At 65.4% G+C, this 12,011-nt stretch carries 9 protein-coding genes; 7 read left to right on the top strand and 2 right to left on the bottom strand.

All coding sequences use genetic code 11. The annotated features are described in order from the left end of the window. Positions 1 to 184 precede the first annotated feature (184 nt). The 3 genes from R5H29_RS21070 to lolA all read left to right on the top strand — a co-directional run bounded on the left by R5H29_RS21070 (position 185) and on the right by lolA (position 5,277). Positions 185 to 2,545, top strand: coding sequence for a DNA translocase FtsK (locus R5H29_RS21070; RefSeq protein ID WP_019659648.1), 2,361 nt, complete (start codon positions 185 to 187; stop codon positions 2,543 to 2,545). A 38-nt stretch (positions 2,546 to 2,583) separates the two neighbouring features. Continuing rightward, on the top strand, positions 2,584 to 4,527 hold the full coding sequence (locus tag R5H29_RS21065) for a DUF3857 domain-containing protein (protein WP_332329766.1): 1,944 nt from the start codon (positions 2,584 to 2,586) through the stop codon (positions 4,525 to 4,527). 111 nt (positions 4,528 to 4,638) lie between these two features. Next, entirely contained in the window at positions 4,639 to 5,277 is a 639-nt protein-coding gene (gene lolA / locus R5H29_RS21060) for an outer membrane lipoprotein chaperone LolA (RefSeq protein ID WP_005413289.1), read from the top strand. A 100-nt stretch (positions 5,278 to 5,377) separates the two neighbouring features. Here the strand turns inward: lolA and R5H29_RS21055 are convergent, their stop codons facing one another. Next, complete coding sequence (locus tag R5H29_RS21055; protein ID WP_332329765.1) at positions 5,378 to 6,550, bottom strand: hypothetical protein; 1,173 nt, start codon at positions 6,548 to 6,550, stop codon at positions 5,378 to 5,380. A 321-nt stretch (positions 6,551 to 6,871) separates the two neighbouring features. Between R5H29_RS21055 and R5H29_RS21050 the strand changes: the two genes are divergently transcribed. Together R5H29_RS21050 and R5H29_RS21045 are read left to right on the top strand one after the other, a co-directional pair. Then, positions 6,872 to 8,149 carry a replication-associated recombination protein A gene (locus R5H29_RS21050; RefSeq protein ID WP_332329764.1) on the top strand — a complete coding sequence of 426 codons (1,278 nt, stop codon included), beginning with the start codon at positions 6,872 to 6,874 and terminating at the stop codon, positions 8,147 to 8,149. 188 nt (positions 8,150 to 8,337) lie between these two features. After that, the gene (locus tag R5H29_RS21045; protein WP_332329763.1) at positions 8,338 to 8,709 is read left to right on the top strand and encodes a DUF805 domain-containing protein; all 372 of its coding nucleotides are present in this window, start codon (positions 8,338 to 8,340) and stop codon (positions 8,707 to 8,709) included. A 73-nt stretch (positions 8,710 to 8,782) separates the two neighbouring features. On the opposite strand, the gene R5H29_RS21040 is transcribed toward R5H29_RS21045, so the two are convergent. Next, the gene (locus R5H29_RS21040; protein ID WP_021201787.1) at positions 8,783 to 9,157 is read right to left on the bottom strand and encodes a hypothetical protein; all 375 of its coding nucleotides are present in this window, start codon (positions 9,155 to 9,157) and stop codon (positions 8,783 to 8,785) included. Positions 9,158 to 9,478: 321 nt separating this feature from the next. On the opposite strand from R5H29_RS21040, the gene R5H29_RS21035 reads away from it, so the two are divergent. After that, positions 9,479 to 10,507 carry an alpha/beta hydrolase-fold protein gene (locus R5H29_RS21035; protein ID WP_332329762.1) on the top strand — a complete coding sequence of 343 codons (1,029 nt, stop codon included), beginning with the start codon at positions 9,479 to 9,481 and terminating at the stop codon, positions 10,505 to 10,507. Positions 10,508 to 10,629: 122 nt separating this feature from the next. Then, positions 10,630 to 12,006: a YncE family protein gene (locus R5H29_RS21030; RefSeq protein ID WP_332329761.1), complete on the top strand. Its 1,377-nt coding sequence runs from the start codon at positions 10,630 to 10,632 to the stop codon at positions 12,004 to 12,006. Positions 12,007 to 12,011: the final 5 nt, after the last annotated feature.

Below are 12,011 nucleotides of genomic sequence, written 5' to 3'. Positions count from 1 at the left end.
AGCATCCGTGGCTGGTCATAGAGTGGCGGCTGGGGCAGGGCGATTCAAGCCGATGAACGGAACGCCGTCATCCAGCAGTGGTTTCGGCCCTCGGATTGCCCTGTCGGACGTCGCATAACTGAAAACTGACGCCGTCTCATTTATTATCAATCACTAACAGCGCATTCCAAAGGTATGGTCTAAGGTGGCGAAGCAGGTCCCCGAACGCTCCAAGTCCGACGACAGCAAGGCGTCACGTCGCACGGCCGCGGCGGCGACGACCGACAATCCACGCCGCCAGCGCCTCTGGCGCGACCTGGGCCTGATCGCCATCGCGCCGGCCCTGCTGTATCTGGCGGCCAGTCTTTTCACCTATTCAGCGACTGATCCGGGCTGGTCGCACACCGGCAGCGTGGTTGCGCCGGTGCACAACCTGGGCGGCCGCGCCGGCGCCTGGATCGCCGACGTGCTGCTGCAGCTGTTCGGCTACATCGCCTTCCTGCTGCCGGTGGTGCTCGGCGCGCTGGCATGGATCGCCATGTTCGGCCTCAAGCGCGAGAGCAAGGGCGAGAACGACCTGGATCCGGCACTGCGCCTGGTCGGTCTGGTCGGTTTCCTGATCGCCGGCACCGGCTTCCTGCATGTGCGCCTGTTCAGTGGCGATGTCGCCAGTGCCGGCGGCATCCTCGGCAAGCTGGTCGGCAATTCGCTCACGGTGGGCTTCGGCGCGTTGGGGGCGAACCTGTTCGTGCTGGTGCTGCTGCTGGCCTCGATCACCCTGGCCACCGGGCTGTCCTGGTTCACGGTGATGGAGAAGATCGGCCGCGGCGTGATGTCGCTGGCGCCGTTGCTGGAACGCAAGAAGGAAGAAGTCACCGAGTGGAAACAGACCCGGGTGATGCGCGAGGAACGCCAGGAAGTACGCAAGGCCGACGCCGAGGTGCGCGCCAAGCGCGAGCCGGTGAAGATCGAGCCGCGTCCGGAGCCGGTGATCGAGAAGAGTGATCGGGCCAAGCGCGATACCCAGATTCCGATGTTCCGCGGCGTCAACGGTGATGGCTCGGACCTGCCGCCGCTGGCGCTGCTGGATGATCCCAAGCCGCAGCCGAAGGGCTACGACGAAGAAACACTGGAAACCCTGTCGCGGCAGATCGAGTTCAAGCTGAAGGACTTCCGCATCGATGCGCAGGTGGTCGGCGCCAATCCCGGCCCGGTCATCACCCGCTTCGAGATCGAGCCAGCACCGGGTATCAAGGTCAGCCAGATCAGTTCGCTGGACAAGGACATCGCGCGTGGCCTGTCGGTGAAGTCGGTGCGCGTGGTCGATGTCATTCCGGGCAAGTCGGTGATCGGCCTGGAAATCCCCAATGTCACCCGCGAGATGATCTTCCTGTCCGAACTGCTGCGCTCGAAGGAATATGACAAGTCGGCCAGTGTGCTGACCCTGGCGCTGGGCAAGGACATCGCCGGTCGCCCGACCGTGGCCGACCTGGCACGCATGCCGCATCTGCTGGTGGCCGGTACCACCGGTTCGGGCAAGTCGGTGGCGGTCAATGCGATGGTGCTGAGCCTGTTGTTCAAGGCCTCGCCGAAAGACCTGCGGATGCTGATGATCGACCCGAAGATGCTCGAACTGAGCGTCTACCAGGGCATCCCGCACCTGCTGGCGCCGGTGGTCACCGACATGAAGGAGGCCGCCAACGGCCTGCGCTGGTGCGTGGCCGAGATGGAGCGCCGCTACAAGCTGATGAGCGCGGTGGGCGTGCGCAACCTGGCCGGCTTCAACAAGAAGGTGAAGGAAGCCCAGGACGCCGGCCAGCCGCTGATGGACCCGCTGTTCAAGCCGAACCCGGAGCTGGGCGAGGCACCGCGTCCGCTGGAAACGCTGCCGTTCATCGTCATCTTCATCGACGAATTCGCCGACATGATGATGATCGTCGGCAAGAAGGTGGAAGAGCTGATCGCGCGCCTGGCACAGAAGGCGCGTGCGGCCGGCATCCACCTGATCCTGGCCACGCAGCGCCCGTCGGTGGACGTGATCACCGGCCTGATCAAGGCCAACATCCCGACCCGTATCGCCTTCCAGGTCAGCTCCAAGATCGACTCGCGCACCATCCTCGACCAGTCCGGCGCGGAAACCCTTCTCGGCCATGGCGACATGCTGTACCTGCCGCCGGGCACCGCGCTGCCCGAGCGTGTGCACGGTGCGTTCGTGTCCGACGATGAAGTGCATCGCGTGGTCGAGCACCTCAAGGCGATGGGCCCGGCCGACTATGTCGACGGCGTGCTGGATGAGGTGCAGACGATGGGCGACGGCGTGGTCGTCGGTGCCACCGGCCTGCCCGAGACCAGTGCAGCCGGCGACGAGTCCGACCCGTTGTATGACGAAGCACTGCGGGTGGTCACCGAGACCCGCCGCGCCTCGATCTCCGGCGTGCAGCGCCGGCTGAAGATCGGCTACAACCGTGCAGCGCGACTGATCGAGGCCATGGAAGCGGCCGGCGTGGTCAGCCCGCCGGAGCACAACGGCGACCGCACGGTGCTGGCACCGCCGCCGCCGAAGTAAGACCCGACGTATCCCCACGACGTCCAAGGAACCGACGCATGCTTCACCCCGTACCAAGCGCGCTGGCGCTGGCGCTGGCTGCCCTGATGGCTGCCGGCCCGGCACTGGCAGAAACCGCCACCTCAGCGCCCGCCACGGCGCCGCCTTCCACCAGCGGCGATACCGAAGCCAGCAATAATTTCAGCATTGTCCGTTACCGCGCCGACTACCAGGTCCGGCCGGACGCGGGCAATGTGCAGACCGAAACCTACGAAGTCCTTCTCAAGACCAAGGCCTCCGTCGAGCAGTTCAGCCAGGTGCGGCTGAGCTACAGCGAAAAGATGGAGACGCTGGAAGTGCTCGGTGCCTACACCATCACCGCCGATGGCCAGCGCCGCGACGTGCCGGCCGACCGCATCTACACGCAGGAGAGCTACTCCAGCGCCTCGGCGGCGATGTATGCCGACCGCAAGGTGCGGGTGATCGTGTTCCCGAACCTGGCCCCGGGCACGCGCCTGTACTACCAGGTGCGCCGCACCCAGGCTACGCCGTACTTCCCGGGCTATTTCGGCCTGTGGGAGACCTTCAACGTCTTCACCGAGTACGAGGACGCCGAGGTCACCCTGAGTGCGCCGGCCAACCTGCCGATGTTCGTCGACAGCCGCGGCGTGCAGGGCAGTGACCGGCCGACGGTGAAGAACGGCCAGGCGCAATGGCGCTGGCGCTACCAGCGCCGCGAGGCGATGCCGGCGCAGAACTGGTCGGCGGCGGGCTGGGAGTTCGGCCCGAACATCATGGCCAGCACGTATCGTGACTGGTCGCAGATGGGGCGCGCCTACCAGCTCAAGGCGGGCCCGGCGGCCGAGGTGACCCCGGCGCTGCAGGCGCTGGCTGATGAGATCACCGCCGGCATCAGTGACCGCCGCGAGCAGGCTGATGCGCTGTATCGCTGGGTCGCGCAGAACATCCGCTATGTGGCGGTGTACCTGGGCAACGGCGGCCTGGAGCCGAACAGCGCGCAGAGCATCCTCGACAACCACTATGGTGACTGCAAGGACCATGTGACGATCCTGGAAGCGCTGCTGGCGGCCAAGGGCATCGCCAGTTCGCCGGTGCTGATCGGTGCCGGGGGCGGTCCGACGCTGCCGAAGATTCCGGTGCTGGGCCGCTTCAACCACGCCATCACCTACATCCCCGAGTTCGATCTGTACCTGGATTCGACCACGGCATGGGCGCGCTTCGGACAGTTGCCGGAAGGCGATCTGGGGGCGCCGGTGGTGCGCACCCGCGACGCCACGCTGGCGCGCACCCCGGCTAACACGCCCGATCGCAACGCCACGTCGATGGAAGTGCGCTTCACCTTCGACGCCAATGGCGACCTGCGCGGCGAGACGATTCCGAAGCTGGGCGAGAACGCCGAGATCGGCATGCGCGCCCAGTTCTCCCAGCTCAACGCGCAGAACCGTGCGCGCGCCGAGGAGCAAATCATGGCCGCGTCCGGTTTCGACGGGCGAGGGCAGCTGCAGATCCAGGGCGTGCCGGTCGACCTGACCCGGCCGTTTGGCTATCGCATGGCGTTCCAGGCCGAGGACTACGCCGACTTCAGCGTGGCCGGCGGCATGGCGGTGCCGGACCCGCCGGGTGGCGAGTCGGTGCGTGGCCTGTACGCCACCGCCTCGGCGCCGGCCAACGAGACGCCGTTCTACTGCAATGCCAGCCTGCGCGAGGAGACCTACCGCCTGCAGTTCCCGGCCAACGCGCCGATCATCGCCATCCCGGCCAGCCAGCGATTCGCCAACGCCGCCGGCGAGTACCGCGTGGACTGGAGCCGCGAAGGGCAGGAGGTGATCGTGCACCACCGGTTGCAGCAGAATGCGGTGCGCGGCCCGGAGGCATTGTGCCAGCCGCAGGATTATCCGGCGTTCCGCGCGCTGTACCGCGAAGTGCGTCGCGGCTTCCGCGGCCAGGTGCTTTACGGCAAGCTGCCGGCATCTGGCGGCTGAATCGCCGATGGACGTTCAGGGCGGCATAATGTCGCCCTGATCGCCCATTCATCTTTCGCCGGGCACACTGGCAACCACCTTTCCTGGCGCCCGCGCCCACAGGATTCCCGCATGAACTTCCGCTTCCGTCGTTTCCTTGCCACCACTACCCTGGCCGTGGCCTGCGCCGCCGCCGGCAGCGCCTGGGCTGGCGCCCGCGATGACCTGAAGACTTTCACCAGTGGCCTGAAGGGCCTGGATGGCCAGTTCAGCCAGCAGGTGTTCGACAGCCGCGGCAAGGTGAAGGAATCGACCAGTGGCCGCGTGGCGCTGTCGGCGCCGCGCCTATTCCGCTGGGAATACGTGCGCCCGCACGAACAGCTGATCGTGGCTGATGGCAAGAAGGTCTGGATGTACGAGCCGGACCTGGAGCAGGCCACCGTGCGCGAGCAGGGCAAAGAAGAGCAGAACAGCCCGCTGACCGCGCTGATCAACCCGGCGCTGCTGGAGCAGCAGTACGACGTCAGCGAAGAGGCCGCGCAGCGCGACGGCCTGCAGTGGCTGTCGCTGTCGCCGAAGCGCGAGACCGAGGCCAGCTTCCAGTACGCCGCGCTGGGCTTCAACGCCCAGGGCCTGGCCAAGATGGAAATCACCGATGCGGTTGGCCAGCGTACCGTGATCAGCTTCAGCGGCTGGAAGCGCAACCCGGGCTTCGCGGCTGGCACCTTCAGCTTTACGCCGCCGAAGGGCACAGACGTTATCGGTAATTGATGGCGGTCGCCGGGCATGGCCCGGCGCTACCTGCTCTGGTGGGTGTCAATCGGCACCGCGTTGGTGGGTGTCAACCTTGGTTGACACGCTTTCGGCCAGCTCATCCGTTGTCCGGATGAACGATCACCTGCCACGCGGTGCCATCAAATCGAATCAGGTCCCAGGGCGTCAGCACCCACAGCACGCTACCGACGGAACTGATATCAACAATCGTTGCATCTCTCAGTTCTTCGGGGATGCCTTCCAGCAAGGGTTCAACTAGGCCGGTTTCTAGACTGTAGACGTAGAGGCCGCCATTCTCAGAGCCGATGTAAACCTGTTGCTTGTACTGGCACACAGCGTTGAAGTTGATGCCTTCGCCGACCTCGTGGTGCAGGCACTCGAATCCAGTGGAGATGTCGCCCGTAACGATGGTGCCGTGCATTCCTACAAAGACGAGGCGGCCCTGGTCAGTCCTGCAGGCATGAAACAGCTCCGCAGGGGTGACTTGTTCGGGCAGGGTCCAGCTCGAGCCATCCCAGTGTGCAATGAGACCATGAGAGCCGATTGCGTAGAGGTCAGCAAGGCCCGTTCCGCAGAGGTCGTTCACGCTCCCCACGTGGAACTCAGCAAGTAACTGGTTGAATCCTCCATCCTCCCGTACACCGGTCATGTATGCGCGCCAATCGGCGAATCTCCTGCGGAGCTCTGCGTCGCGTTCCATCGGATCTTGAGGAAATGCGGGAATATCGCCCAGTTCGAGCAGGTGGCCGACATCGTCGAGCCAACTGTCGAAGTCATCCAGATCCGACTCGTCCTTGTCCTCCTCGCAGAAGGCAGTCGCGAATTGGGTTGGAAGCTGCTGCCATCCGCCTTCGCCCCGATGATGGATCTGCCCTCTTGTGCCCGCGCAGAAAAGGTCGTCGCCCAGCAATCTCAAACAGGTAAGACCTCCGGGGAAGTCGGCGCCTTCCGCCGAGACGTACTCGATCGTGGCCCCAGCACGGGAGTAATCTTCCAGCTGCCCATAGAAATCCAGCGCAAGCACACGACGGGGGCGACCGCCTTCTTCCTCTGGGACAAGCTCTGTGGACATGACCTGGAAGTCCTGCAGGTCATGGTAGAACCACTCCTCTTTGGGGGTGCGGCCAAAGACGAACATGCGGGTGGGTGGGCCGGGATCCGGGTCGTAGTAGTCATGCCCGGGGCCAAGGGCGGCAGCCAGATAGTAGATGTCCTCGTCGACAGCGCAGCCAGCAATGAACTCAAGGAGATTGGATTCGGGATCGCGCACGCTTGGGTCCTGAAGGGTTGAGTTCCAAATTCTCGGCTACTGACGAGGGTGCACGATCCCCGGGAAAGTACACTCCATGTGAATCAGCGGCTTACCGAAGAATTGGCTGCGGCGGCTTCGGCTCATTTCCGACACATTGCCAAGCTGCCGGCCAGCGGCCGGCACTACTGATCCCTGCGGCCTGATCCGCCGGGCACGGCCCGGCGCTACCGTTGGGCGGCGCGGTACAATGAGCGGGTGGCAAGACATCGTTCAACTTCCTTCCCCGGCCCCGATCTGCTGAGTGTTGATCGGGAACATCTGCGCCCGCTGGCCGAGCGCATGCGCCCGCGCACCCTGGACGAAATGGTCGGGCAGAAGCGCCTGCTGGCGCCGGACAGCGCACTGCGCCGCGCGGTTGAATCCGGTCGCGTGCATTCGATGATCCTGTGGGGGCCGCCCGGCTGCGGCAAGACCACGCTGGCGCTGCTGCTGGCCGAGTACTCCGACGCCGAGTTCCGTGCCATCTCCGCGGTGCTTTCCGGGTTGCCGGAAGTGCGCCAGGTGCTGGCCGAGGCCGCGCAACGCTTCGCCGAAGGCCGCCGCACCGTGCTGTTCGTGGATGAGGTACATCGCTTCAACAAGGCGCAGCAGGATGCGTTCCTGCCGCATATCGAGCGCGGCACCATCCTGTTCGTCGGTGCCACCACCGAGAATCCATCGTTCGAGCTGAATTCGGCGCTGTTGTCGCGTTGCCGCGTGCATGTGCTGGAAGCGGTATCACCAACCGACATCGTCGAAGCGCTGGAACGTGCGCTGGGGGATCGCGAGCGCGGCCTGGGCGAGGAGGGTATCGAGGTCGCTCCCGAGCTGCTGCTGGAAATCGCCACCGCTGCCGATGGTGACGTGCGCCGTGCGCTGACCCTGTTGGAAATCGCCGCAGAACTGGCGGGCGGGGAGGGTGGTCGCATCACCCCACAGACCCTGACCCAGGTGCTGGCCGACCGTACCCGCCGCTTCGACAAGGGCGGCGAGCAGTTCTACGACCAGATTTCGGCGCTGCACAAGTCCGTGCGCAGCTCCAACCCCGATGCTGCGCTGTACTGGCTGACCCGCATGCTCGATGGCGGCTGCGATCCGTCCTATCTCGCGCGCCGGCTGACCCGCATGGCCATCGAGGACATCGGCCTGGCCGATCCGCGCGCGCAGAGCATGGCGCTGGAAGCCTGGGACATCTACGAGCGGCTGGGCAGCCCGGAAGGCGAGCTCGCGTTCGCCCAGTTGGTGCTGTACCTGGCCAGCACCGCCAAGTCGAACGCCGGCTATGCGGCCTTCAACCAGGCCAAGGCCGACGTGCGCCAGAGCGGTACCGAAGAGGTGCCGCTGCACCTGCGCAATGCGCCGACCAAGCTGATGAAGGAACTGGGCTATGGCGCCGAGTACCAGTACGACCACGATGCCGAAGGCGGCATCGCGCTGGACCAGACCGGTTTTCCGGACACGATGGGCGAACGGGTGTACTACAACCCGGTGCCCCGCGGCCTGGAGATCAAGCTGAAGGAAAAGCTGGATCGGCTGCGCGCCGAGCGCGAGGCGGCGCGGGCCGCGAAGGGCCGTTGAGCTGGCTTATGTAGGATCGAGCGATGCTCGACTCCACTCTGGACCGAGCCAGCAGCACCTGCGGAAACAGCAGCCGAGCATGGCTCGGCTCTACAGGGGTAATGGCGGTCGAGTGTGGTTCGTCATCACATTGTCCTGCGGGCGTTCCTTTGGCAGACTGCGCGGCTACTTTTTCAAGGATCGATGCCGTGCAGGAAATGATTCTGCCGTTGAAGCGTTATGCCCAGTTCGAGGGCCGTGCCAACCGTCGCGAGTACTGGATGTTCCAGCTGTTCCTGTTGATCGTCTCGACCGTCCTGATGGTGCCGCTCATCGCCGGGCTGGTGATGCAGTCCGACATGCTGGGCATCGCTTCGATCATCCTGTTCGTCGTGTTCTGGCTGGCCACGTTCGTGCCGGTCATCGCCGTCACCGTGCGCCGCCTGCACGACTGCAACCAGTCGGGCTGGATGTACCTGCTGGCCTTTGTTCCGTTCGGTAGTCTGGTGATCTTCGTGTTCGCGCTGCTGCCGGGTACACCGCAGCAGAACGTCTACGGCCCGGTGCCTGCGGGGCCGTGAGATTGCGTGAGTCGAGCATGGCTCGACTTCTACAGGGCGGGAAAACGAAGCCGGCGTTTCGCCGGCTTCTTTCTTACTTGATGCTGCAATCGCCGAAGGACAGGTAATCCGTTCCCGAGCTGAACTGCAGCGTGCAGCTGGCGGTGAAGGTCGCGCCTTCTTCCAGCGCGCCCAGCTTGGCCGCCTGCTGCTCATCGTCGCTGGTCAGCCGGGCCAGGACATTGCCCTGGTCATCGCCGGCCTCGATCAGCGGTTCGCCCGCCAAGTTGCTGGAAACGCTCAGTGCCACGGCAGTGAATGTTACCGTCTGGTTGAGTTCGTCCATGCCCAGTGAAGAATTGCCGGCTTCTTCAAAGGCCTGGTAGAGCGTTGGCAGGTCCTGTGCGGCATGGGCGGCCAGCGGTGCAAGCAGGCCGAGGGAAAGGGCGATCAGGGCGGTGCGCTTCAAGATGTTCTCGCAGTCACGGGATCCATTCCCGTGGGTGGTGGTGAGCAGATCCACGCCATGCGTGGATGGGTTTGGCAAGGGACAGGGCGCGGCCGATGGCTCGATTGCCCATCCATCCGCAGCCCTGCGAGGGAAGGGCGCTCCTGCGCCCCGCTGCCCGGCAAAATAGTGGATCGGGTGTTTCCGGCGCAACCGGGAAAATGAACGCATCGCGCGCGTGATACACAGTGTGACATTTTATCGATGTGATAATCATTCGCGTTTAAGGTAGACTGCGGTCCCCTGTGAACCGGCGGCCATCGGCCGCTCGTGCCGCCGCTGATGAAGCATTTCGTCCCGCCTTTGCGCCGTGGTCCACTGGCCCGCGGCATGGCCGCCTTGATGATGGGTCTGCTCCTGGCCACCCCGTATGCCCATGCGCAGCAGCGCAATCCGCTGCAGAAGATCGGCCACACCGTGCTCGACGAGCCGGCGGCCAGCTATCGCTTCGAGCATTTCGTGTTGGACAGCCCGGACCAGCAGCGCCGTTGGCGGGTGAACCTGGCGATCCCGGTCAAGGCCAGCAAGGTGCCCTCTCCGGTGCTGTACGCGCTGGACGGCAACGCCGTCGCCATGGTCCTGGATCAGCCGTTGCTGGCCGAGCTGGCCGCGCGCAAGGCGCCGCCGGTGCTGGTGCTGATCGGCTACGACAACGACCTGCGCATCGATTCCAGGGCGCGCACCCGCGACTACACCGCGTGGATCGACCGTGCCGATGACGAGAGCGGTACGACCCAGGCAGTTGGCGGTGGTGCTGCGGTTTTCCTGGATGTGATCGAACGCCGCATCAAGCCGGAAGTCGAGCGACGCGTACGCATCGATACGCAGCAGCAAGCACTGTGGGGGCACTCGTTGGGCGGGCTGTTCGTGCTCAATGCGCTCTACACCCGCCCCGCCGCCTTCCAGTCCTATCTGGCGGCCAGTGCCTCGCTGTGGTGGAGCCAGGGCGCGGCGCTGGGTGATCCGGAACAGCAGTTCGTGCAGAACGTGCATGGCCAACCGGCAAAGCTCTGGCTGATGCTGGGCGGTGCCGAGCGTGTTGGCGATCGTGGCAAGCGCGACCTGAGCAACCCACGGGTGGTCGCGCACCTGCGCCGCATTGGCGGTGCCACGCCGGATGCGGCGATGCAGCTGTCCGAGCGGCTGGCGAAGGTGCCGGGCCTGAGCGTGCAGTACCGCGAGTTCCCGGGGCTGGGACACGGCCCGATGCTGCCGGCCTCGTTCCATGCCGCGCTGCATGAACTGTACGGCGTGACCGACCGCAGCGCCGGCGATGGCGCGCCCAGTGGCGGGGACAACGCCGCCGAATGAATGCCTTCGCACGCGATGCCGTGCGACCCCACTACCCAGGCGAGGCTGCCGGCGTGCAGCGGCCCAGGCAACCGATGACTCCCGCGCCGCGTGGCGCGGCCTACGTGTGCAAGGAGCCTTCCATGTCGTTCCGTCCGTCTTTCCGTCTCACCTCTCTCGCCGCCGGCCTCTTGCTGGCGGTGACCGCCACCGCGCAGCCGGTGTTCGACCAGCCGGCCAACGCCACCTTCAAGGGTGAAGTCGTCTCACGCGGTGAGAACGTGGTTCCCGGCAGCACTGCCGACGTGGTCGGCCGTGGGTTCTTGCCGGGCCAGAAGGTCAGCCTGCTGCGCGGTGAAAGCGTGCTCAACGCGCAGCCGCTGGTGGTCGATGCTGATGGCAACTTCAAGACCCAGTTGAGCATTCCGGCCGACGCGGTGCCGGGCACTCATCCGGTGGTGGTGCGCGCCAGCCAACCGGCTGCGGCCACCGTGCTGAAGCTGCGCGTCTCGCCGCAGCTGCCGCTGTCCGGCCAGGCGCAGTTCGCCACCCAGTCCAACAAGCTGGTGCCGGGCCTGTACCAGTCCGCCTACAGCGCCGCCAGCAACGCGGTGTTCGTGACCTCGGCGGTGGGTCGCCCGCCGGTGACCCAGTCGCAGCTGCTGAAGCTGGACCCGAAGTCGCTGAAGGTGACCAAGGCGATCACCCCGGCGCAGGTGCCGGGCAGCACCAATGGTGCGGTGTATGCGGTCTACGGCGTGGGTGTGGATGACACCAACGGCAATGTGTGGGTGACCAATACCCGCCAGAACTCGATCGCGGTCTACCGCCAGAAGGACCTGTCGCTGGTCCACCAGTTCCCGGTCGACACCGTGCCGCACGCGCGCGACGTAGTGGTCGACGGTACGCACGGCAAAGTGTTCGCTTCTGCCACCGGCGAGGACCACCTGACGGTGTTCGATGCGAAGACCCTCAAGGAACTGCCGCAGGTGACGCTGGAATCCGGCGTGGACGACGGCAAGTTCACCCCGATGAGCCTGGTGCTGGACGAGAAGGGCGGCAAGCTGTTCACCGTCAGCATCGGCACCCCGGAGGCGGCAGTGGTCGATGTGGCCAGCGGCAAGGTCGAGAAGCTCATCGATCTGGGCAATTCGATCAGTGCCTCGGGCGTGGCCTTCGACGCGGCGCGCAACCGCCTGTACGTGGCCTCGCAGGGCACCGACAACCTGCTGATCGTCGACGTGGCTGCCGGCAAGGTGCTGCATGACGTGCCGGTCGGCGCCGGTGCGCTGAACGTCGCCTTCGATGATGCCTCCGGCCTGGCCTATGTCAGCAACCGTGGCGCTGGCACGGTCACCGTGGTGAATGGTGACGGCAAGGTGGTCGCCAATCTCGATGGTGGCACGCTGCCGAACCATGTGCGCGCCGATGGCAAGGGCAACGTTTTCGCGGTGAACAAGTCGCGCGGCGCCGAAGACCCGAAGGGTGACCGCATCACCCGCATCACCCCGAAGCAGTAAGTCAC

This window comes from Stenotrophomonas sp. A3_2 (assembly GCF_036624925.1).
In the GTDB taxonomy this organism is placed as follows: Bacteria; Pseudomonadota; Gammaproteobacteria; order Xanthomonadales; family Xanthomonadaceae; genus Stenotrophomonas; species Stenotrophomonas hibiscicola.
This window is presented reverse-complemented; position numbering and strand designations above follow the sequence as displayed.

Bases quoted from the DNA above. Each gene is read 5' to 3' on its own strand.
- R5H29_RS21065 (WP_332329766.1), top strand. From the start codon at position 2,584: ATGCTTCACCCCGTACCAAGCGCGCTGGCGCTGGCGCTGGCTGCCCTG.
- R5H29_RS21050 (WP_332329764.1), top strand. From the start codon at position 6,872: ATGCGCCCGCGCACCCTGGACGAAATGGTCGGGCAGAAGCGCCTGCTG.
- R5H29_RS21030 (WP_332329761.1), top strand. From the start codon at position 10,630: ATGTCGTTCCGTCCGTCTTTCCGTCTCACCTCTCTCGCCGCCGGCCTC.
- R5H29_RS21035 (WP_332329762.1), top strand. From the start codon at position 9,479: ATGAAGCATTTCGTCCCGCCTTTGCGCCGTGGTCCACTGGCCCGCGGC.
- lolA (WP_005413289.1), top strand. From the start codon at position 4,639: ATGAACTTCCGCTTCCGTCGTTTCCTTGCCACCACTACCCTGGCCGTG.